General features: G+C 24.3%; 10 protein-coding genes, 1 tRNA gene and 1 pseudogene. 10 read left to right on the top strand and 2 right to left on the bottom strand.

Annotated elements, in window-relative coordinates; translation table 11 throughout:
• Window positions 1-1175 precede the first annotated feature (1175 nt).
• Complete coding sequence (gene mgtA / locus K0T98_RS02070; protein WP_225639211.1) at window positions 1176-3881, top strand: magnesium-translocating P-type ATPase; 2706 nt, start codon at window positions 1176-1178, stop codon at window positions 3879-3881.
• A gap of 160 nt (window positions 3882-4041) precedes the next feature.
• Here mgtA and rpmG read toward each other — a convergent pair whose 3' ends face one another.
• Together rpmG and K0T98_RS02060 are read right to left on the bottom strand one after the other, a co-directional pair.
• Window positions 4042-4209, bottom strand: a complete 168-nt coding sequence (rpmG, locus tag K0T98_RS02065) for a 50S ribosomal protein L33 (RefSeq protein ID WP_225639210.1) — start codon at window positions 4207-4209, stop codon at window positions 4042-4044.
• Between the two features lie 1826 nt (window positions 4210-6035).
• A tRNA-Ser gene (locus tag K0T98_RS02060) sits at window positions 6036-6125 on the bottom strand.
• Between the two features lie 1518 nt (window positions 6126-7643).
• Here K0T98_RS02060 and ppa point away from each other — a divergent pair.
• The 9 genes and pseudogenes from ppa to mlaB all read left to right on the top strand — a co-directional run bounded on the left by ppa (window position 7644) and on the right by mlaB (window position 26134).
• The gene (gene ppa / locus K0T98_RS02055; RefSeq protein ID WP_225639209.1) at window positions 7644-8174 is read left to right on the top strand and encodes an inorganic diphosphatase; all 531 of its coding nucleotides are present in this window, start codon (window positions 7644-7646) and stop codon (window positions 8172-8174) included.
• 1516 nt (window positions 8175-9690) lie between these two features.
• Window positions 9691-11484, top strand: a complete 1794-nt coding sequence (cysJ, locus tag K0T98_RS02050; protein WP_225639674.1) for an NADPH-dependent assimilatory sulfite reductase flavoprotein subunit — start codon at window positions 9691-9693, stop codon at window positions 11482-11484.
• 3638 nt (window positions 11485-15122) lie between these two features.
• Window positions 15123-15767 carry an adenylate kinase gene (gene adk, locus K0T98_RS02045; RefSeq protein ID WP_225639208.1) on the top strand — a complete coding sequence of 215 codons (645 nt, stop codon included), beginning with the start codon at window positions 15123-15125 and terminating at the stop codon, window positions 15765-15767.
• Window positions 15768-18633: 2866 nt separating this feature from the next.
• Window positions 18634-21861 carry a ribonuclease E gene (rne, locus tag K0T98_RS02040; RefSeq protein ID WP_225639207.1) on the top strand — a complete coding sequence of 1076 codons (3228 nt, stop codon included), beginning with the start codon at window positions 18634-18636 and terminating at the stop codon, window positions 21859-21861.
• Window positions 21862-23012: 1151 nt separating this feature from the next.
• A pseudogene (gene mlaF / locus K0T98_RS02035) lies at window positions 23013-23816 on the top strand (phospholipid ABC transporter ATP-binding protein MlaF); the annotation flags it as partial.
• Window positions 23817-23846: 30 nt separating this feature from the next.
• Complete coding sequence (gene mlaE / locus K0T98_RS02030; protein ID WP_225639673.1) at window positions 23847-24629, top strand: lipid asymmetry maintenance ABC transporter permease subunit MlaE; 783 nt, start codon at window positions 23847-23849, stop codon at window positions 24627-24629.
• Between the two features lie 4 nt (window positions 24630-24633).
• Window positions 24634-25128 carry an outer membrane lipid asymmetry maintenance protein MlaD gene (gene mlaD, locus K0T98_RS02025; RefSeq protein ID WP_225639206.1) on the top strand — a complete coding sequence of 165 codons (495 nt, stop codon included), beginning with the start codon at window positions 24634-24636 and terminating at the stop codon, window positions 25126-25128.
• A gap of 53 nt (window positions 25129-25181) precedes the next feature.
• Window positions 25182-25826 carry a phospholipid-binding protein MlaC gene (gene mlaC / locus K0T98_RS02020; RefSeq protein ID WP_225639205.1) on the top strand — a complete coding sequence of 215 codons (645 nt, stop codon included), beginning with the start codon at window positions 25182-25184 and terminating at the stop codon, window positions 25824-25826.
• Window positions 25826-26134 (top strand): lipid asymmetry maintenance protein MlaB, encoded by a 309-nt coding sequence (gene mlaB, locus K0T98_RS02015; RefSeq protein ID WP_225639204.1) that lies wholly within the window; start codon window positions 25826-25828, stop codon window positions 26132-26134. The genes mlaC and mlaB overlap by 1 nt, the downstream gene beginning before the upstream one ends.
• Window positions 26135-26709 lie beyond the last annotated feature (575 nt).

Here is a 26709-nt window from a genome sequence, read left to right as displayed (position 1 = left end):
AAGGTAATTATATAAAAATAATTAAAATATAATATTATAAATATTTTATTAATATAGAAAATATTTTACAAATTATAGGACTAATAACTCCTTATAATGTTAGTATGTTGTATTATTAAATATTTAGCATATGCAATTATTAATGTATTACATTTTATTATTTATTAGTTGTGAAAATAAATAGTACTTAATAAATTAATATGTACTCGAGGGTACATTATAACTCATATACTAAAATTAAAATTTATTTATTTTACTAAAAATTTCTTTTACTTTATACTACTATTAGTACTTATTAAATTTGAAATTAATTTTATATAATGAATAAATTATGACTGCATTAGCTGTATATTTTTTATTAAAAAAATATACATTTAAACTAGTAATAATCCATAAAATAGCAATAATAAATATTATATAATATCATATCATTAAATAATGTATAATATCAAAAGCTATTTTAGCTGGCTGGATACAATCAGTTTCACGGAATATTTTTATAAAATAAAAAAACTTATTAAGTCATCTTAATAAGCTAAATTATAGTCTAGTAAAGGTTAAATACTTTTAAAAGTATAATATTATAAAATAAAATATTTGTTTCTTAATACAATGGCCTCTATTTTACTAGATTAGTACTCTACTATAATCGTATATATAATCTATAGTATCATGTTTTCTGATTTTAATAATATATATAAAAATACTAAGAATCGTATAAATATTATTTTATTAGTTAATAATAGGTTTATCTGGTATAATTAGATATTTATTTTAATAATCGTAATGGTTTTAATAAGTTAGGGGTAATGATATTCTCTATTATTAATTGAGATACCACTATTATAGTATTAATGGGTGATATAAATATCCTATATTATAGATTATTTATTAAAATTATCATTATAATCTTTATTAATAGGTATATTTTAAGATTATTATATAACACTCCTGCGTACTATAATATAAATAATTTATTGTGATAACTTACTTAAAATAACTTAAATATATTAAGTATATTTTGGTTTTATACGTCCTTATATTAGTCAATATTTTCTAAATATATTGAAGTATAATTATTTGTATTTATTCCTAATGAGATAATCTAGCCAAAAATAATATCTCTATTTTAGAGTATGGTCTGTTTGTACATTTACAGATGGTTATGAATATTTATGGCCCCAATCATAAAAAAAATCACTGAACAAGTTAATTATATAAATTATAACAAGAATAATAATTTTCTTGTAGAAGAGTCTATTATTGATATAGATCAAACTTTTCTTCACTTTGTTTCTAGCATACATGGCTTAGAAGAGCAAGATGCACAAGAACGTTTATTAAAAATAGGTTTAAATCAAGTTCCTCATAAAAAAATAATGCCTATGATTTGGGGGAAGCTAATAAGATCATTAAATAATCCATTTATTTTTATATTAATAGTAATATCTGTAACTAGTTTCTTCATAGATTATTGGTTACCGTTAAAACATCATAAAGAACCAAATATCATACCTATAATAGTCATGTTAATTATGGTATCTTTAAGTGGATTACTATGTTTTTATCAAGAATTACAAACCAATAGATCCGTAAATGCATTAAAATATACAGTCAAAACTACTGCTACTGTTTTACGTCGGCCTTATGCAGGTGCAGTAGGACAATGTAAAGATATTATCTTGCAGGAATTAGTTCCAGGAGATATAATTCTTTTATCTGCTGGAGATATCATTCCAGCAGATATAAAATTATTTGAGTCTGATAATTTTCTTGTTAACCAATCTATATTAACTGGTAAGCCCCTTCATATTAAAAAAAATCACTTAAATACTACACTTAGTCAGGAAAAATATATTGATAATATAGAAAGAGTATTGGAACTATCTAATATCTGTATAATGGGAACTCATGTTACTAGCGGTACTGCCAAGGCTATTATATTAGCAACCGGTGTAAACACTTATTTTAGTTCATTAACAAGATATTTAGTAAATCAGCGCGAAAAAAATTTATTTGAGCATGGAATAAATAGAGTAAGTTGGTTATTAATTCGCTTTATGTTATTTATAGTACCAATAGTTTTTATTATTAATGGTATAACTAAAAGGTGTTGGGCTGATGCGGCTTTATTTGCATTATCGGTTGCAGTTGGGATAACTCCTGAAATGTTACCTATAATTATTAGCGCTAACTTTGCTCATGGCTTAATTTCGCTATCTCGCAAGAAAGTTATCGTAAAGAATCTAAGTGCAATGCAGCATTTAGGTTCTATGGATGTATTATGCACTGATAAAACTGGAACTCTTACTGAAGACTGTTTAATTCTTAAACATTATATTGATATTAATGGACGAGAAAATAAAAAAATATTACATTTAGCCTGGTTAAATAGCCACTATCAAAGTGGAATAAAAAACTCTATAGATCTCGCTATAACAAAGTTTGTTAAAACATTACATGATACTAGAGATATTGTAGATCTTACTAAGATTGATGAGTTACCTTTTGATTTTAATCGTCGACGCCTTTCTATTATAATCAGTGATAAAGACTGTCGGCATACGTTAATTTGTAAAGGCGCAGTTGAAGAAATGATGACAATTGCTACCCATATCAATAATAATGGTAATATTTTACCTCTTGATGATAAAGTGCGCAATACATTGCTTCAGTTAGTTACTTTTTACAATAAACAAGGATTTCGAGTACTTATGATAGGTACTCGTGATTTTGGTATAAAAGGTTGTATAGTTCCATTAAGTAGTAGTGACGAAAAAAATATAGTAATATTTGGGTTATTAACGTTTTTTGATGCACCAAAAGATTTTGCTGTTAAAGCTATTAATGCCTTACATGAAAAAGGTGTTACAATTAAAGTACTAACTGGTGATAATCATGTCGTTACTCAAAAAATTTGCCTGGACATTGGTTTAAAACTACATAAGCCTTTATTAGGCTACCAAATTGAAGAGATATCTGATAAACAACTCGCTTTACTCGTAGAAGAACGTACTATATTTGCTAAATTAACACCCTGTCATAAGTCTCGTATACTTAAAGCACTGATGAGTAATGGTCATATTGTAGGATTTTTGGGGGATGCTATTAATGATGCTCTAGCATTAAGAGATGCTAATGTAGGCATTTCAGTGGATACAGGAGCTGCTGTATCTAAAGAATCAGCTGATATTGTTTTATTAGAAAAAAATCTCATGGTGCTAGTAGAGATAATTATAACTGGACGTAAAACTTTTGGTAATATAATTAAATATTTAAATATAACCGCTAGCTCTAATTTTGGTAATGTAATTTCAGTATTAGTTTCTAGTTTTTGTATTCCTTTTTTGCCAATGATGGCGATTCAGCTAATGTTGCAAAATTTTATTTATGACATATCCCAATTTGCTCTATTATGGGATGATATGGATAAGGAATTTTTATATAAACCTCGTAGATGGAACACTAAAAACATTGGCCGTTTCATGTTATGGATTGGTCCTATATCATCTGTTTTTGATATTATTACCTATTTTATTATGTGGTTCTGTTTTTCTGCTAATAGCATTGAACAGCAAGGATTATTCCAATCTGGTTGGTTTATAGAAAGTTTACTATCACAAATGTTAGTTATTCATATGCTACGTACTCATAAGATTCCTTTTATTCAAAGTACTGCAACATGGCCTATTATAATAATTACAAGTATTATTATAATCTTAGGTATTTATATTCCATACTCCACACTAGGTACTTTAGTTGGTTTTAAGGCTTTACCGTGGCAGTATTTTCCATGGTTAGTTGGTATATTAATTATCTATTGTATTATAATTCAATTAGTAAAACATTTATATATTAAGCGTTTTGGATTATGGTTTTAACTTATTACTCTTGTTTTATCAGAATAAAAAATCTATAACCTTATAGGAAATATAAAAGTATAAAGAATACAGTGAATTAACTGTGAACAATATAATTAAATAACATTCTAAAAGATTTAAAAAGAAAAAGTTAATATCTTATAATATAGTTATATTAAATTTATTTAATTTTATTTTCTTTATAAATTAAATGTCTACGTACAACCGGATCAAACTTTCTTAGTTCTATTTTTGCTGGTTTAGAGCGTTTATTCTTAGTGGTGGTATAAAAATGTCCAGTTCCTGCGGGTGAAACTAGTTTAATTTTTTCTCGAATCGATTTAGCCATTAATTAAGTTCCTTAATAATTTCTTGTAGAAGTATATTATAGTTAATATATTTATATATAGTTTAATTAATAACGATGACAATTTTTTATATAAAATAAGAATAATAAATATTATATAATAACAAGGTTAAATACTATATATGTAAAGTTAAATAAAAAAGTTATCTGTTCGATTTATTGTATTAGATCTTTTATTATTATTCAATTTAATTTTATTTATTATTTTTAATTTTAATTATACCCAATGGTATTAAAAAATAAATTTAATTTAAATATGTTAATAAAAGTAATAAAATTTTTAGTTTTATAGATATTTTAGTAAATACTTGGTGTTGTGAGTAATATTATTAAAAATATTAATTGCTGAGAAAATTTATATTTTCTATAATTACTTCTAATAATGAACATTAGTATAATGTTCATTTTATATTTATACTCAACACAATAATTGTAACTTATAAAAATATTATATTAATGACGTAAGATAACTAATTAAGTAGATTATTTTATCTATGATATTACTTACTAAGTATTACTCTATAATTAAGTCAAAGAATATTATTTAATCTATAATATTTATATTTAAACTATAAAATAGCAAAATGTTTATTTGATTTTACTAAAAATATCTTTTTAAAGGATTCATATTTTTATTTTATTATAATTTTTAATAAGTATAATCTTATTAAAGAAATTTGAACTATTATTCATGGTATAGAGTTTATCTCTATGGTATTATTAAAGTCTCTATCTGGCACGTAATATATGATACTATTTTATATAGAATACTAGATAGAGAAAATACTATATTATTTCTTGTTTGACTAACATGTAATATATAGTTTTGGTAGTATTTATTCATACTCCGGTAAAGTTATTTAATTTTTGTATACAGACTTAATTATTACTGTAAGTATTATTTAATAATACCAAATAATTTTAGTCTTATTTAGAAGTTAATTAAGCTATTTTTAAAATCAAACCCATAATCGTTGTTATTGTTTTTTTTTTGAAAATAACCTTCCTATAGAAGACAGAGTCTAATACTCCTTAATACATTTTAAACATATTAAAAAACTATCTATAGTAACTTTACTAATATCTATTCAATTAAGATATTTAAACTATTTAGTGTATATTTTCTTTATTTACTCGTGCTTTAATTATTAAGTACTAATAAATAATTTTATTTATTTTATTATTTTTGTTCTAATCTAGTAATTTTATATAATTTCATATAATACTAATGCATTTTACTCTGTATTCTTGATAGTGTAAACTACATAATGTATGATATTACTATCAATACTAAATTTAGTAACTTACATAATATTAATTATAAACCTAATTATTGAATGATTATATTTATATACTAATTTTCCTGTTAGTTTTAATAATAGAATAAATATATTTTGTAATGTTAAGGTATATATACCTTACATACTTCGAGATGTTTAATACAAAGATTATCTTAACTACTGTTACAATAAACTTATAATTATAAATTTTATCATGGATTTATATACTATAGACTGATTATTTATCATTATATCAAGTATTTTATGAATATAAAGTATTTTATGAAAAATATTTCATATAGTTATTCGTTATGTTTATAAATTTATTTTCTATATAAGGAGATATTTTTAAAATAACTATAGAAATCTCATGAGAGAAAATCTTACTTTTTAAGTATTTAAATAAAATTTATTTTTAAATTAAAATTATTATATTTTTTATGTAAATGTTTCTTTTTTAAGTTTGATTTTTAATAAATATATATCTACATATATATGTTTTACTAAATATTAATATTAGATAAGATATGGCGGTGAGAGAGGGGTTCGAACCCTCGATACGATTACACGTATACACGCTTTCCAGGCATGTTCTTTCAGCCACTCAGACACCTCACCTATTTTATCTGTCTATTATTTTAAAAAAATTAATCAAAAGGAATAGATTGGTTAATCAACTTAAGTGTTTTATTACAAACCCTTGTAGTTTATATACAAAATATTTCTATTATAAATAGTCAATATTTTATAGTAACTATTCATACAGATTATTGTAATGTTATTGGTATTCATTGTAATTATTGTATATATATTGTAATATATTGTAATAATAAAGTATAGTATATAATATTTTTATTATTAAATTTAAATAAATTATATTCTCTTTAAATATAAGTTTTAACCTATTTGGTTTTGTTTATAGTAAAATACTACTAGTAATATAATTTCTAATTAAATATTAATATAGTTTGAGCGCATTACAGCATATCTTTATAAAGTATTTTATTGTATCATAATATTTGTTTTGTATATTAAGGTAACATTATATGTAAGGTAAAATTAATAGAATTGATAATAATGTTATATTTATTAGTTATATAGATCACTTATTTTTAATAATTATTTAATTTAAAAATTATTTTTCTTTAGTTTTTTTTTAATAAAAATATATAGTAGTTAAGTAGTTAAGTAGTTAAAGACAGATAAATATTATAAGATAATATAAAAGTAACCAATCATTTGTTATTTATATTATGAGTATTGATATTGTCTATAGACATGATATTTAATTTACTAATGTAAGCATTAAGCTAATTAGCAGAATTTTATTGCTTATTTTGTATATCACTTATGTAAGTAACACATTACGTATATTTATACTAGAATTATTTCTCTATGAGAATTATTCAAATACTATTAACTAGGGCAATTAAAAGTATATAATAAAAAAATTACTAAATAAAAAGAACATATGCAAAATAATAATAGTATTTTATACTAATCTTTTTTTTCATTAGTATAAATCAAATAAAATACTCTGTTTTTATTAATTATTGATATAAATACCATTATAACTATAAAATATTATTAATTAGAAATTGTTTTTCTATCTAATTTTTATCAGCGTTCTAAACTAGAACATGCTAATCATTGACTTTAAGCAGTAAAAAATAATAATTTGAACTTGATAAAAATTATCTACTTTTATAAAGTATAAATAACGTTTTTTAAAACGTAAAATATTGACTAATAATAGTCGATATTTTAGAGATAATTTTTTTAAGTATTTGTAGTGCATTACAATATACTATAGCTATATAGTATATTGTGTATATATCGACTAATTAAAAACAATTAACATTATATATAGAATATTCTATAATGACTAATTATATTTTAGTAAAAAAAATTTTAGTTTAATAAAATTATTATTATAAACATATAGAAAATAACTAGTTATTTTCATTATTATAAATATATTCTGGATATAAACAACAATTATCTTTAGTAAGATAAGTATAATCAATTCAACGTTAGCTTATTTTCTCAAGAAAATATGTGTATATTTATAGCAACGTGTTTTATATGTATGTATTTTTTTATTACAATGTTATTAATGTCATAAAGGAAGTGGACATGAGCTTAATAAATATTCCTATTGGTAAAAATGTTCCTGAAGATATTTATGTAATTATTGAAATACCTTCTAATTTTATTCCAATTAAATATGAAATAAATAAAGTCACTGGTTGTTTATTTGTTGACCGTTTTATTCCTACTGCTATGTTCTACCCATGTAATTACGGTTATATTAATCATACTTTATCTTTAGATGGCGATCCAGTGGATGTTTTAGTGCCTACACCTTATCCATTACAGCCAAGTTCTATTATTCGTTGTCGTCCTGTAGGTATGCTAAAAATGATTGATGAATCAGGCGAGGATAATAAATTAATTGCTGTTCCACATAGCAAAATTACAGAAAAATATAATAATATTACAGAAATCAATGATCTTCCTGAGTTACTACTTGCTCAAATTTTACATTTTTTTGAGCATTATAAAGATCTAGAAAAAGATAAGTGGGTAAAAGTGCAGGGTTGGAGTAATTCTCAATCAGCAAGAGATGAAATTATCTCTTCTTTAGAACGATCTAGAAAAAAATAATTTTTTAATTATACAAGTCATTGGCGACTATCTAACTATTTACTATTGAGTTATATTTGGATATTCTAATATTTATTTGTATTTTTATTATTACATATAAAATATAAAATGACTTGTTATTATGTAGTATAATGTAGGATGATTTTATGGATAACAACATACTTTATAATATTTATTTTAATAAAATAAATGTTCTTGAATATAGTAATAAAATTTTAAAAAATTAAAAATAAATTTTACAAATTATTCTCATAGAGATATTTGCTATTTACCTTAACTAAAGTAGAATACTATAATAATAAAATGTCTAGTAAAATAGACTATTTTTTATTGATTTTCAATTAAAAATATAAACAATAAATTTTATTTATAAAATTTTTTACAGAAAATATTAATTTTCATAGAAATATTGTTTCTAATATTTAGTTATTATAAATAAATTAAATGTTTTTAAATAACTAATTGCTATATAATGATACATAAATTTTCTTTAATATTAAAGCTTATTGGCGCTATATCTTTAGTAAATCTTTTATATTATATAAAATTAAAGTATTTGATTGTAAAATAAGTATTATTTTGTTTAATATTTTTTTAATTAATTTACTATAATCCTAATCATATATGGTATTTTTTAGTTATTTAAACTGAATAGTTTACTAGGTAATAATCAATTTTATTATATTTATATATATACTAATAATACAAACAAGAGATAATAATTATAACTTATATTAATAAGGTTTAAGTTATTTTAAAAGTAATAGATTATATTAATAATATACCTGGACACATATACATAGTAGTATGTAGTATGTAGTATGTAGTATGTAGTATGTAGTATAAGTATAAGTATAAGTATAAGAATATTCATATTATATATTTTATACCTACTACTAATCAACTTAACATAAAATATATTTATTAGAGATTAATATTAAGTTTCTATGTAATTTAAAATATATAATTAGGTAATAATTAGGATTTATTGTTACTCACTTTTTCTAATCAAGAGAGAAATAGCAATAACCACTCATTTTGTATATTAATTAATAATATACACTTGTTAAAAACATTATAATTATAACTAAATGTAGTATAACAATTATCTATATAAAATTTAATACCCCATTAAGATAATATATCAAGATGTTATTAATTATGTATTAAATGGAATAATGTTATTAACTAAAACTTTGTTTTATATAATTATATTTAATAAATATAATTATAATACTAATATATTATTTACTTAATTTATTATGATAAATAATAGTATATTACCGATAACATCGATAACATATATAATATTACACTAAATATAATAATTATTATAAGGGTATATTCTAAATTAGAATTATTTTATTATCTCATTACTTGTTAATATATTCGTTATCTAACTAAGTAATTTTACAATACTGCACTAATTAATAATAGAATCTGCCGCGATTTTAATAGTTAAGTTTAATTATCATTTAAGTATTTCAGGGGATCATTGCGCAAGGAAAACTTAGTAATGACTGTTTATCTTTTAACTCCTTTTATGTTGCCATTAACAGCAGAGAAATTAATTAAGCTTCATTTAGATATTTACGAATTATTATCAGATAATCTTGCTTATATTTTTGGATATTTATGGGACATGATTATTCAACAATCAGATATTTCAATAATTTCTTATGTTTCCATAACGGTGGATGCAGCATCACATACTGGTAATACATACCATATAATTGAATATTTATATAACATTCTCACATCTGCAATCTTTATAGTTAAATTAGTTAATGTTTGTTCTTATAAATTTAAAACAATTATACAAGAAAAGTTTTTTTTATTAGTTGTCTCTACACAGAGAAAAAACAATCTTCTAAAGGAAATTATAGATTTTTATGAGTATTCATTCTCAAATAAGGTACCACAGCTAACAGATATTGCATTTGTAATATTTAGTTTAAGTACTGGTATATTTTATGAAAAATTTTTTCAAACTGGAATAGATCTTGATGCCAAATTGGGTGTACTAGGAGATGAACGTTTATTAAAATATGAGGGTAATAATGTTAATTTTAAAAATATAAGACAAGTATGGACCAGGAATATCATTGAAATTTTAAAAAAACGTTTTTCACAAGCTAATACAATAAATAAGTTATTAGATAGTGTTTGTAGAAACTTTGTTCAAAATACTACAATGCGCTATAGTAAAGAACATCCACTGACTGCAACTCTTTTACTTAATCAAAAAATTACTGGACATTATTCTAATAAAAATATACATCATATTGAAATAGATCTGGGTGAATCTGGTCTTTGTTATCAACCGGGTGATGCATTGGGTGTATGGTACCACAACGATTTAGAGCTAGTGAAAGAGATTCTAGGATTATTATTACATACTGGAAATGAAATAGTTACAATTCAAGGGAAGAATATTACGCTACATAAAGCATTAAGTGATCATTTTGAATTAATGCAAAACAATACTATAATAGTAGAAAAATACGCTAAGTTATCAAATGATAAGCATCTTATTACTTTATTGTCTAATAAAAAAAATTTACTGGAATATACAAAGAGAACTCCTTTTCCAGATATGATCCGACAAGCTCCTACTAACTTAAGTGTCGAACAGTTACTATCACTGTTATTACCCCTTACTCCACGCTTTTATTCCATATCTTCTTCTCAAGCAAAGGTTGGTAAAGAAGTTCATATTACAGTGGGAGTCGTAAAATATAATATAAATGGACATACCCGTACAGGTGGTGCTTCTGGGTATTTATCTACTCGTTTAAAAGAAAATAGTAAATTGCGAATATTTATTCAATACAACAATAATTTCCGTCTCCCTTCAAATCCACAAGCTCCTATTATTATGATTGGTCCTGGCACTGGTGTTGCACCGTTCCGATCTTTTATCCAACAACGTGCTGCAGAAGGGGCCACAGGGTTAAATTGGCTGTTCTTTGGTAATCCACATTTTACTGAGGATTACCTTTATCAGATGGAATGGCAGTATTATATAAAAAAGGGGATATTATCACGTATAGATTTAGCTTGGTCACAAGATCAGGTATATAAAATTTATGTTCAAGATAAAATGCGTAAGCAGGGGGGTGAATTATGGCACTGGATTAAAAATGGTGCATATATTTATGTCTGCGGAGATGCTAACCGTATGGCTAAAGAAGTTGAATATACGTTACTGGAAATATTAGTTAAACATGGTGGTATGAATATTAAACAATCCAATAAATTTTTAAATGAGCTACGTATTAATCGCCGTTATCAACAAGATGTTTATTAATAATTAAAATATTCAAAGTAATGATACTTTTAATCTAAAATAACCTTATTTATTACTAATAAATAAACTTTAAATAGATATTAAAAATCTTAAAGTATAATAATTATTTATGCGTGGTACAATTATTTAATATTTTATTTTGACTAGTTATTTCAATAAAGATAATATGATTTTTAATAAGTTATTCTATCTTAATAAAGTAAACTGAATATTTGTGCAAAAAATATTTAATAAAAATTAGAACTTTAGTATATTATAATGGTAAGCTGCAGCTTACTAGATAAACTATCTATGACGAGTAATGTCTGATAAATATAATATATTTACTATCTAAAATATTATTTACTGTAGTATTTAAATTACCACTATACAGTAATTTTATTACTTAATAGATTCTGATGAGACATGTCAGTAAAATAGCTAAAATATACACTTGCAATATACTATATATCTTCCATTTTATAGGATAAAGGTTATATTAATAATTTTATGAGTGTGCTAAAAAAAATTTTGTGCATCTTTTACTCAATATTTATACCTAAAACTAAAGTATATTTAGGTAAAAAATAACCACTATCGATAAACACTAGTTTAGAAAGAGGCACATTACTTACCTCATAATTTTAAAACTACGATGGTAATTAACTTCCGTAGAATAATATAGATATTATGTTTACAATTTTTGTTGTTGTATAGTAATTTCTAAAAAACAATTTTATTTTTATGCATTTATAAGTAAAGTCTATCTATTACGCAGGGTAATAAAACAAACAATGTATGTATTATTAATCATTTAGTTATTATTTAAGTATAAAATATATTCACGTAGCTTAAAGCGTAGTAATAACTAAACGTGATTGGAATTAAAACAGTACTAATCATAAAAATTCTAAAGATTATGTAGTTATAAATAACTATAAAATCAAAGTAAAATAAAATTTATAAGTGTCACTTTTAGATCAGTACTTATATATCAGATTTAATTAAAAAATAGTAGTGTATTGTAATTATCTAAGTTATTTTCTTAAAATTTACATCCTTCAAATTACTCAAATGTATAATAGAGATTTTTATTTAAAGACTAATTAAAATTTATTATTACTAGTGTAGTTTAAGAATATAAAATATATATAACCGTATTTTTAGTGAGTATAATGTAATTCAATTACACATTAAATAAAATAAATAAAATTTAATAACTGATATGCCTTATCCAACTCTTTATTAGATACTATTTATAAAGAGTATTTTTTCTTTGCAATTTTATTGTACGGACTTAAAGACTAATATAATAGATATGCTATAAAAATCAAACAAATTATGATTTATATTACTGAGTATTTTAATAAATACGGGAGCATATTTTGATAACTAATATTATGTATAATGGTACAATAAAAAATATTTAGTCGCTATAAACCGTACTTAGTGGTTAATCATTTAGGAATCCTTATTTCAATTATATATCGTGACAATATTAATAATACTGAAATTCTTAATTTATTTAAAAAGTTCATCGGTTTTTAGGTTAAAAAGTGCTATATAATAATATTTTTGTAATTTTATAATTAATTTAATAGGATTTATATATTTTTTTATTTAAAGGTTTAGTTAGATTATTTATTAGGGATAAAAAACTAAAGGTAAAATCTTATTACAATAATAATATTATTAATAGCATCAGAAATGTAAGTAATTAAGAGAATTGATAATTTTCATATATATTAGTAATTTTAATTTTTATTAATTTATAATCAGATGATAACATCATAATTTTATATTTTAAATAAAACAATACAAAAAGTAAGTAATAAGTATGTTAGACTAAACATTCTATTTTCTATAATTATAAAATAAGAGTATTGATTTTGTTATTATATTATAATTATATTAAAAGTGATATCTAAAGATACAGATATACTAGTATTAGTGGTATATAGTAATGTATATTTAAAATGCACTATGATAATACCATACTCTGATTCTATAGATTTTATCTATATAGTGTAAACTCTAATAAAGTTTTAAAATTGAAATAGCAGTATTATAACATTTAGTTAACTATTAATTAATAGATATTCAGAGAATATTAACCAATACTAGTTATCTTTCCTAAAAAATATCAATTGATTATTACTATAACTAAGATGAATATAAATCTAAAAATATTACTGTATACTTTATTTACTGGATTAAAAAAAGAACGTTATATAACACTCTAGAAATAGGATGTTGTAAATATTAAGAAGTTATAATTATAACAATAAGATTAATCCTAAGTACAGCGCAATCATGGGTATTAAAATACATATTTTGCCGTTTTGCTTCGTGAGCAATCAAGTAGTAAAATTGATTTAATAGTATATGTTAACAACATAGCAGTGTTTATAACACTAGCAATTATAGATGGCAACCTTAATAAATAGAATTCAATAATTATATAAAAAATTTTTTAGATTTTAAATCGCATATAACTTACTATATAGTTTTTCTATTATTTTTATAAAGTTATTTTACTGTCAATGTTATGTATTTTATTTTTATATTAAATATTATAGTCCGTATATATTTTCTATAAATTAAAGAAGATATTTTTACTGTCATGTTTATGAAGTTATATAAAACATAGATAATATATTTGAGTTTTATTTATATTAAATAGTAAAATGTATTTACCTTTATAAGGTCTTTCTTATTAAGAAATTTCCTGATAATATCTCAATAAGAACTATAAAATTATTTTTGAGTTACTATTTAAATAATAATTTAGCTATAATATTATAAATAAATATTTCTAGAGGTATAGCATAAATAAAAAACAACTTTTTCTGAGATATAGAATATATACATAATTTTATTATATCAAGTTATTTTATTTACTACTACTATTCTATACTTAAAGAATATTTTATATAAATTTATCTTTTGGGTTATTACGACTATAAAAAGATATTAATCTGCATTATAGTAATGAAAATGTATACTTTAAATTAAAAAAATATAGAAAATATAGTAAGATAATTATAAAATAATTAATTATTTTAGATAAAAATCTATTTAAGTAATGACTGTATTAATAAAGTAAAATTAAATGCAAAATAAATTAAATCAAGCTAATTACTAGAAGGTGTCTATAGCATAGGTATTACTTTATATAACATAGGATAATCAAAATAACAATATAATAAAACACCTCATGTTACACATGAACTAAGATTTGTATTGATTTTAATATTAAAAAATTTATGTTAATATTAGAGTTTATTAAATATTTACCATCTATTGTAAAAAATAAGTATTTTCAAAATAAAATATTAAGTTTATAATATAATATATTAATTAATATTAAATAAATATAATAAATATCACTAAATATTAATGCTATATATTTTTTAGCATCTACTAGCAGTAGTAATATATAAATATATTAAGTTGATTGATAAATTATCTTAAAATAATTACTTATAGTATGCACTTATAATAATTTATTTATATAAGTAGTTAGCTATATAAAAGGGTAAATATTTATTATTTTCTTAAAGTTACTTAAAGGTATTATTTCAATTTGAAAATAAACATGAAAACACAAGAGATAATATCTTTTAATTTTATTATAAAAATTTAAGAGAGTGTGCTTAATGCGTATTATTTTACTTGCTGCTCCTGGCTCTGGTAAGGGTACTCAAGCGCAGTTTATTATGGAGAGGTATAATATTCCCAAAATATCTACAGGAGATATGCTGCGCGCTGCTGTCAACACTAATATTGCATTAAATAAAAAATCAAAAGATATATTAAATACTGGTATGCTCGTTGCTGATGAATTAGTTATTTGTTTAGTTAAACAGCGTATTTTCCAAAAAGACTGCAAGAATGGTTTTTTGCTAGATGGGTTTCCTAGGACTTTATTTCAAGCTCATTCACTAAAAGCAGCAAATATTACAATAGATTTTGTATTAGAGTTCAATACTCCTTATACACTTCTCTTTGAACGTATTGCTGGTCGTCGAGTGCATTATGGCTCTGGCCGTGTTTACCATATTAAATTTAATCCTCCTAAAGAGGAAGGAAAAGATAATATTACCGGGGAGGATTTAGTTACTCGTCAAGATGACCAAGAAGATATTATACGTCATCGTCTAGCTGAATATCGAATACAAACTCATCCACTTATAGGTTACTATAAAGAAGAAGCTGCGAAAGGTAATACAAAATATATTAAATTAGATGGTACTCAATCTATCACTGCCTTACATACAGAATTAGGAAATATTCTAGGATAAGAATTTATAACTAGTTTAATTATAAAAAATATCTTTATTCTACTAATTAAAAATATCAACATACTATGTTAGTAAGTTGTTATAGCACATAAGTAAATAAAATTCTTTAATTTTGTATTATGATATTATATATTAATAATATTGATATAATATAGATTTAATCTATAATTCACTGTTCAAATATAAATATTGGAAAAAGTAACTTAATTTTTTGATATCATTAGTACAAACAATAATTATTTATTAAATTAATAGTGTATTGTAAAGTAATTATTTTATTTATATATCTACAAAGATCATTATACATAAAAGTAATAAAAGTTATGAACTATCTAATTAATTTTGTATTATTGTTTAATAAATAATATATTACTTTAAGTTGCCTTATTAGGCAAAATCTAGATACTGTAAAGAGATAAAGATATTAACTATAATAAAGTATATTAAATATATTTTATATAAACAAGTATAAGTATAAACATGAGATGTAATACCATGAGATAAGTAAGAGTACATTGATATAATAAAAATTTATGAAGAGTTTATCAGTGCTCATGGATGTATTACGTTAAGTTTCATGATGATACTTATTGTTATATGATGATATCAGTTTATATAGTTATAAGTAAGTATATAAGACCTACTATAATAATAGTATGTTTTCTATCCTATAGTATTTATTAAAAGAAAAAATTATATAATATATAATTAGTTAGATAGGAAAATAAAAATTTTTATACATTTATTCAATATTATCTAATATTTTTTAATGCAACTAGAGTTAAATATGAAGTTATAATCGTATTATATTAAAATGTACTATCTATAAAATTTTATAAAATTTACATATAGATTAAATTATTATTTTACATCTACAGTCTTAATGCTCTACTAATACTACTGTATTTTATAAAGTAATTAAATTTATTTAATATCATGTAATGCATCCTTGTCTCTGATAATTATATTTGTAAGAATAGCTAAATATTGAGTATTTATGTTTTTTTTCTGTTTTAATACTAATTAAAATTATATTTAATAGGGATATATATATGCTATTATTTTATATAATAAATTTGTATATTAAACTTTTTAATTAGTTATTAATGAAATATGTAACAAGTTAATTTTCTATATAGTTGTTAGAATTTTATTTATATCCCTTATACTAATAAAAGTTTCTTAATTTATTATTTAAGTATAATCATAACTTATGTTTAATATAAAATATTAACTGAATTAAGTATATTTTCTATATATACATATTAAATGCGAAATAAGAAGTTAAGATTTGTATTTTAAATTTAAAAGTTAACTATTTTATTTATAAAAGTTTTATACCTTAAACTATTTAATATAATTTCTTATACAAGTTATGTAACAAATGCAGCTTTATACTATACCATAATTTTTATAAAAAATATATTAAGATTATTAAAAATATACACTATTTTAATTTTATAAAATTATATATTATTATTATGTTTTATTACATTAGATAAAACCTATTTATAATACTATAAATTTTAATATTATTAAATTACATATTAAAGATTAAGTAGTGAGGTTATATTGTGTATTATCTTGGTAGTGACATATTAGTTATAATTTATATTATTTAAAATAATTATAAAATGTGGTGTATGTATCTTGCTTAATACAAACAATATATAGTGATTAATTAGATGGAATTATATTAAATACTATAAAATCTAATAGGTTAACTCATAAAATAAGTTTTAATATTTATATAAAAATATTTTTCTAATATTTAGAATATGTACTAAAATTATTTAAATATAAGTGATGATTTGTGAAGTAATTATAGTTGCTTTGATGTTATAGTATAAATAATTAACTAGAGTATTAATTCTATATTAGAGTATTGATTGTATATTAACTTGTAGGTGTAATTAATTTGTATATATTATTAACGTACTGCTTTATATTTAAGTAAGACTATTTGTAATAAATAGTGATATAAATATGATTTTAAATCATAATTCTTTGTGCTCTATTCAACATACTGTTACTGCTCTAGTATGTTATCTTATATTCTACATTTATCTTAATTAATACATTAATCTATTAGCAGATATGTATTTACCAGGACTAATATAGCTAAAAATTTAAAAAAATAAAATACTATTTTTAAATATAATGACTAATAGTGTATGGTTAAATCATATAGAAGCAAATAAAGAAATATTTTTCTAAAAAAATTAAATTTAAATTAACTAATCAAGATAATTTTTATAAAATATTAGAATAAAATATACTCTTTATAAGAGTATTATAAATATTAAATATTATATAAAAATAAAGGTTATTTTATGTTTTTATCTTATTAGAGTTATTTAAATAATGTTACATTAATATATTATTATATAATAATATAATTAGAAAATTTAATTGTCAGGTTATAAATATATCTAAATAACTAAACAGTAATTTTATAATCCATATTTTTATAATAAAATAATAATAAATATTTACGTTGTTAATCTCAAAATATAAAAATATAGATATAATCTAACGTTTATTAAATATCTAGAAATATAACAATATTATAAGAAATATTACTAATCAGGTAATGAGCTAGGTATGGGTATAAGTACAATATAAAACATACAAACAGGAGTCTTGATCTTTTATATAAGATCTACTAATAAATAGTATTATCCTTTATAAGGATAATTTTACGCTAATTAACATAATTTTGCTGAAATATGTATCCATATGCAAGCAATAATTATTAAGTTAATGACTTTACGATAAGTCTCATGGCTCCCCCCTGACCTTTTCTTGGTTAGTATGTTAGTTTACCCCGCAGCTTAATTGCCAATACAAAATGAGTAAGTTTAAGATGAAAAGAATGTTGATCAACGCAACTCAACAGGAAGAGTTGCGTGTTGCTCTTGTAGATGGACAGCGTTTATACGATCTAGATATTGAAAGCCTAGGTCACGAACAAAAAAAATCAAATATTTATAAAGGAAAAATTATCCGTATCGAACCAAGTTTAGAAGCTGCTTTTGTGGATTATGGTGTCGAGAGACATGGTTTTCTCCCTCTAAAAGAAATATCCCAAGAATATTTATCTAGCAATCACTTATCTTCTGGACGCCTAAATATTAGAGATGTCTTACGCGAATATCAAGAAGTTATTGTTCAGATTGATAAGGAAGAGCGTGGTACTAAAGGTGCAGCATTAACAACTTTTATTAGTTTAGCTGGTAGCTACTTAGTATTAATGCCTAATAATCCCCGTGCTGGTGGTATTTCTCGTCGTATTGAAGGTAATGACCGTATAGAATTAAAAGAATCACTATCTTATCTGAAACTTCCTGATGGTATGGGACTAATTGTTCGTACTGCTGGAATTGGTAAATCTACTGAAGAATTACAATGGGATTTGTCATTTCGCCTAAAACATTGGGAAGCTATTCAAAAAGCTGCTGAAGGACGATCTGCACCGTTCTTAATTCATCAAGAAAGCAATGTTATTGTGCGTGCATTTCGTGATTATCTGCGCCCTGATATTGGTGAAATATTAATTGATAACCCTAAAATTCTAGGGTTAGCCAAAAAACATATTGCTGCACTTGGGCGTCCTGATTTTAATAATAGAATTAAACTTTATACTGGTGAAGTTCCTCTATTTAGTAAATATCAAATAGAATCTCAAATTGAGTCTGCTTTTCAACGTGAAGTGCGTTTAAACTCTGGTGGTTCTATTGTAGTTGATTCTACTGAAGCCTTAATAGCTATAGATATTAATTCTGCTCGCGCAACGCGTGGAGTAGATATTGAAGAAACAGCGCTTAATACTAATCTTGAAGCTGCTGACGAAATTGCTCGTCAATTACGTTTACGAGATTTAGGGGGATTAATTGTGGTTGATTTTATTGATATGACTACAGTACGCCATCAACGCGAAGTTGAAAATCGTTTACGAGATGCTGTTAGGCAGGACCGCGCTCGTATTCAAATTGGTAGAATTTCTCGTTTTGGTTTATTAGAGATGTCTCGTCAGCGTCTTAGTCCTTCATTAGGAGAATCTAGCCACCATGTTTGTCCACGCTGTAGTGGTACCGGTACTGTACGTGATAACGAGTCTTTATCGCTTTCTATTCTTCGTCTTATTGAAGAAGAAGCTCTTAAAGAAAATACCAATGAAGTCCACGCTATAGTTCCTATTCCAGTGGCTTCGTATTTACTTAATGAAAAGCGTGATTCAGTAAGCGTTATTGAAAAACGTCAAGACGGCGTAAAGATTATTGTAGTACCACACTATCAAATGCAAACACCACACTATTCTGTAGTTCGTGTACGTCATGGTGAGGTAACTAGCACACTCAGCTATTTACTTCCTCAGTTACATGAAGCTGATACCCTTAATACTGAAGAAGATCTTATGTTTGAGCGTAAACGTCCTGAACAACCAGCGCTAGCTACTTTTTCTTTAGATGTTTCAGCAGCATTAGCAGAAGATAACGTAGCTCCTATAGTAAAAAAATCGTCTCATACTTCTTCAGGATCTAGTTTGATTAGACGTATTTTTTCTGCAATAAAAAATATATTTACAGGTTCAGAAAAAGAACAAACAATAATAACAAAATCTATAATACCATTAAAAGAGCCGCATCTTTATGATCAAGAATTTGATAATAATCAATATCATGATAATAATAGTAGTTATTTAAATCATTACAATAAATCTAATAGTAATTCTACAGATCAATGTAGTAATAATTACTACTCAGATCAATCAACTAATAATGAAATTGATTTCAGTGTTCTAACTAATGTACAGAGAAATCATAAGATATCGCTCTGTACATTACATGATAATGATCATCAGAATATTCATCATGAAGATGAAAGTAAGCATGATTTCCAGCGGGAAATAAAGTATGCAGCAAATAATGATAGACATATAAATACTGAAGTAGAAAAAAATAAATGTAAAAATAATAAGTATATAACTCGTTATAATCAACGTCATGTAATGAACAAAGTACACCTTAAAAATGAAGTTAAAAATGAAGATACTCTTACAGTTGTAACATTACCGGAATCATTAATTGTTGATAAATTTAATATTACAAAAATTAAAAGAGTTGCTCCGGGTGATGATATACAGCCACAGAATCATAAAGAAGAAAATTGCTATTACAATCGTCAATACCAAAAAAGTGCACTACGTCGTTCTCGTCGCTCACCACGCCATCTACGTGTTAGTGCTCAACGTCGTCGTCGTTATCGAGAAGAATTGTACCCTGCTAAATCTCCTATACAGCTAAAACTTGCTGCTGCATCTCTTGAGATGGCATTGGGTAAAGTATGGATTAGTTATCCAGTAGTTCAAAAGTTATCTACTGAAGTAGAAAAGAAACCATCAATTATTAAAAAACTTCAGACAAAAAATGATTGTTCATATATTTCTAAAAATATTACAGTAAAATCATCTATCATGAATACTTGTTCAGTTGCGCCAGTTATTGAGCCAATAATTATCCAATCGGTAGTAAATTCTATGATACCCACATCTGTTGCATTGTTATCAGGAGTTTCCTCTCTAGCTGAGTCATTATTAGAAGATAATAAAAAAAAGCTAAAATCATCTTTAAATAAAAATACAAAATTTAAAAAAATAGCTATTAATCAACATAAGGAAAAAGATCCAATTACTGTTAGCGCAGAAGTTACTTCAGCTGCAATTATAAAAGAAGATATGAACAGTTTTTTTGTGTCAAAAAATAAATTAAAAGCAGTAGTTATTAACAAGGAAGGGATACAAACTATTAAATCAGAGACTATTGTTTTTAAAAAACATAATCTAGAGGCTATTAATAAACCCTTGATTACTAATGATGAATTTATTAGGGTAGTTACAGATAAAAATCAGAAAATAGCCACAGCTCCTATTACTAAAGTACCTGCGGATAATACATATATATCTTACGTTCCTCGTAAAAAGTATCTACAATATTTTGATATAGATATACATAGTAAAGTTGGAGCTGGTGGTCACGCAGCAACAAATCAGTCAGCAGCACCAGTCACTAAGACGTCGTTAGTAATCGACTAATTAATAATTTTAGTTATATAAAAGTTAATTAGAGAGTGTATATTTTGGTGCAAAAATATTTTATAGAAGATTTCTATACTATCGTATAGTAATAAAATATTAATGTTATTATCCTCTCTTGAACTGCTTTCTAGGTATTTTCTATCTACGTTACTTATAGTAATGTAGAATTAATTAAATTTTTCAGAATATTATTTCAGTTAGAAAATTACTGTTTTTAATTATTGAGTGGTAGTATTTTTATACTTATTAACTTCTTTATTAGATTATTAGCTGTTCAAAGTATTTAAACATTATTAGTATCTATAATATGTAGGGGTATTATTGTTAATACAGTATTATTTATTATAAAATGATAGAATAAGTTTCTATTTTAAATGGCTGTTATTATAACATAAATATATATTATTTAGTAAATGTACATTATATGAATTAATATTAGGTTAATATGTTTTATTATGTAGTCATATTAACAATATTTAATAATTTCAATATAGTTATATTTATTTAGAATATCATTACTGAACTAATATAAAGATCGAAGTACATGGTTTGTTATATTATTTATGATTAATTATACAATTAAAAGTTTTTGTCATAAAAGATAAAGTATTATGTAGTTTAAAAATAGTTATTACGCACTTACTAACCCAGTAATTTAGTTATATTTTAGAAAACATCCCATATATTCATTACATTATAAATAATAAACTCAGGATTAAATACTAGATTTAAATTTTTCTTATAAGGAAAATCCTTATATACTAAATATAGATATTTGATCATATCATCTGCTAAAAATATTTATATTAAATAATAGTATTGATACATATATTCAATAACTACCTTAATTATTAATTTAAAATAGTATTTAACTTACTTATTTTAAGAATATCAAAATAAGATTTATACTGAAATTATTATATTATATAAAGATATAATCTTATCAAATTTTAATTTCCTTAGAGTATGAAAGATTATTTATATCTTGTAAAATACTATTACAGAGTTAAATTTGCATATTTAAAAAAAAATAATAATATATCGCATGAATCTATATAGTATAGTTGAAGAACTATTGCAAATCATAAGATCCAGCAGGATCGCTAAAAAATATCATTGGCATAATGATGACTAAGAGAGCATGGCTTATGCATCAACAGGCAACTAATTTAATAGAAATTAAAGATATGAGTTTTAGTTGTGGTAACCGTCAAATTTTTACTGATATAAATATGACCGTACCTAGAGGTAAAATTACCGCTATTATGGGTCCATCTGGAATTGGAAAAACGACTTTATTACGTTTAATTAGTGGTCAAATTCTTCCGGACAAAGGTAAAATATGGTTTGATGGGTATGATATTCCATCACTTTCTAGATATCAATTATTTGAAGTTCGTAAAAAAATGAGTATATTATTTCAATCAGGTGCTCTGTTTACTGATTTAACAGTAAGTGACAATGTAGCATTTCCGCTGCGCGAGCATACACATCTACCTGAATATTTGATTCGTACTATAGTTTTAATGAAGCTTGAAGCAGTAGGTTTGCGTGGTGCAGCTAATTTAATGCCGTATGAGTTATCTGGAGGAATGGCACGACGTGCTGCTTTAGCACGGGCTATTGCGCTTGATCCCGAAATGATTCTTTTTGATGAACCATTTGTTGGGCAAGATCCTATAACTATGGGAATTCTTGTAAAACTAATTGAAGAATTAAATCATTCTTTAGGTATTACCTGTATATTGGTATCGCATGATGTATCAGAAGTGTTGAGCATTGCCGATTATGCATATATTCTAGCAGATCAACGTGTTATTACGCACGGTAATTCTAAAGAACTACAAAATAATATTGATACGCGAGTAAGGCAGTTTCTAGATGGAATTGCGGATGGGCCTATGTCATTCCGATATCCTGCTGATGACTATCGGAATGCAACCCTTGGAATATCGCGATTAGAATCTGATAAAAATAATCGTATATTATTAAAATCATTAGTATCTTTTGGACGTTTAGGAATAAGATTGTATGTCTTTTTTAAGCGTTCTGGTTTTATAATGTTTAATGCTTTAATAGGCAAGCCTGAATTTGCTAAACAATGGCCATTACTATGCAAACAGTTATATAATGTTGGCGTGCAGTCTTTGCTAATTATTATGGTTTCTGGATGGCTTATTGGTATGGTACTTAGTTTACAGGGTTATTTAATTTTAACTACTTATAGTGCTGAGGCTAGTTTAGGTATGATGATAGCACTATCACTTCTACGAGAGCTTGGCCCCGTTGTTACTTCTTTAATTTTTGCTGGTCGAGCTGGTTCTACGGTAACTGCAGAAATTGGTTTAATGAAAGCTACAGAACAAATTTCTAGTATGGAAATGATGGGAGTAGATCCATTACGCCGTATTATTGCTCCTCGCTTTTGGGCGTGTATTATAAGTATGCCTTTATTAACAGTAGTTTTTATTGCATTGGGTATTTGTGGTGGATCTATGGTTGGTATTGATTGGAGAGGGGTTGATAGTGGATTATTCTGGTCTGCAATGCAGCATTCAGTAGATTTTTATACTGATTTTATTAATTGTATGATTAAGAGCGTAATTTTTGCGATTATAATTATATGGATTGCCTTATTAAATGGATATGATGCAATACCTACTTCTGAAGGGATTAATGACGCCACTATGCGCACCGTAGTACATTCTTCTCTAGCTATTTTAGGATTAGATTTTGTATTAACAGAACTAATGTTTGGAAATTGATGTAATGCATATAAAAAAAAGTGAAATATGGGTTGGTATATTCATGTTTATCGCATTATGTGCGTTTGTATTTCTATGCTTTCAAGTTGCTAATGTTCAATCTCTAAGAAACGAGCCTACTTACCGTATTTATGCAAGTTTTGATAATATTGGGGGGTTAAAAGCAAGATCTCCTATTAAAATTGGTGGTGTAGTCATAGGACGAGTGGCTAATATTACACTTACTACACAATCTTATTTACCACGCGTAGCGATAGATATAAATGAACAATATAACCAAATTCCTGATACAAGCTCATTAACTATTTGTACTTCAGGTTTATTAGGTGAACAATTTATAGCATTAAACGTAGGTTTTGATGACCCTAATATGGGAACATCTATCCTTAAAAATGGAGATGAGATTCAGAATACTAAATCAGCTATAATTTTGGAAGATTTAATTGGTCAGCTGTTATATAAAAGCATCAGTTATGATGCTAATAAAAAATATACTTAGTTTAAGACTATACCATTTAAAGTTTTGGTAGTATACTAATTTAAGGGTTATTGATGTTTAGATATATGTTTATAGTAGCATTTCTGCTTGTATTCTTTATGGTTATAACACTAGCAAATGCCAAAGTAGATCCAACTAATCCTTACAAGCTGATGGATACTGCGGCTAAGCATATTTTTAATCGTCTAAAAATAGAACAGTCTAAAATTAAGCAGGATCCCAATTATCTACGAACCATTGTACATGAGGAGCTAATGCCTTATATACAAATAAAATATGCAGGTGCTTTAGTTTTAGGTCAGTACTATAATAATGCTACTTCTTTACAGCGTGAGGTTTTTTTTAAAGCTTTTCAATGCTGTTTAGAACAGGCATATGCTCAAGCTTTAGCTATGTATCATGGACAAGAATATAATATTGCTTCTGAACGTACTATAAGTTATGATGTAACTATAGTTCCTATTCGCGTTACTATCATTGATCCTAAGGGTAGCTTTCCCGTGCGTATGGATTTTCAATGGCGCAAGAATAGTCAAACAGGAAATTGGCAAGCATTTGATATGATAGTGGAAGGTGTTAGTATGATTATCACTAAGCATAACGAGTGGGCATCTATTTTACGTATATATGGTATTACCGGATTGACCCAACAACTCATCTCTTCTGCGCAACAGTCTATTACAATAGAACAAAAGTAATGTCACTTCCCTATGCCCTTATATGGAGTAGCGAAGAAAAAACACTTAAACTTATTGGTATTCTTGATAGAAATTCTCTTATGATATTTTGGAATAATAGATATACCATGCTTCATGGTAAGCAAACTTTAGATTTAAGTGGATTAGTACGCGTAGATTCAGCCGGATTAGCTATGTTAGTTTATTTACAAAATACACGTATACCTCAAATTTTTATTACCGGAGCAAGCGAGCGTTTACTTACGCTAATTGCAGTTTATAATCTTCATGATCTATTACAAATAGATAGTACCCCATTAATATACTAAAACTAAGATGAATTGATAATTAGTAAATCTAAATACTGGTACTATCTATTAAGAGAAATACTTAAATTTAATCAATTTCAGTGATACGATTAATAAATTAAGGATACATGATAGCTTTTAATTTATTTAAAATAAAGAATATACTTAATTATTTAAAATATATCTCTAAAAGATCATAAGAAAAAATATAAAATAGGTTTCTTCCAATATTCAAGAAAAGATGTATTAATCTTTACTTTATTTTTACAAACTAATTCTAATTAATATATTAATTATAGTTAAGTATATAAAAAGATGTATACTTAAATAAGTTATTTTGTAAGCTTTTATATCCTAGTAATTGTGATATATAAGTATTATTTTATAAATATATATATTATTTTTGTAATACTTTAAGGTTAATCAATAATATTTTAATAAAAGGGAACATCTATATCTTATAGATAATCAGTACATGTTTATAATATAATATTATAGTTAAAATATTATGTTATAAACATAATATATATACCAGATATCATCTAATCGTATATGTTTTTAACAAATAATATTTTACTTTCAGAATAATAAATCAA

The sequence above is a fragment of the Candidatus Profftia sp. (ex Adelges kitamiensis) genome, assembly GCF_020342455.1.
Classification (GTDB): domain Bacteria; phylum Pseudomonadota; class Gammaproteobacteria; order Enterobacterales; family Enterobacteriaceae; genus Profftia.
Note: the sequence above shows the minus strand (reverse complement) of the source record. Positions and strands in the feature narration are given on the sequence as shown.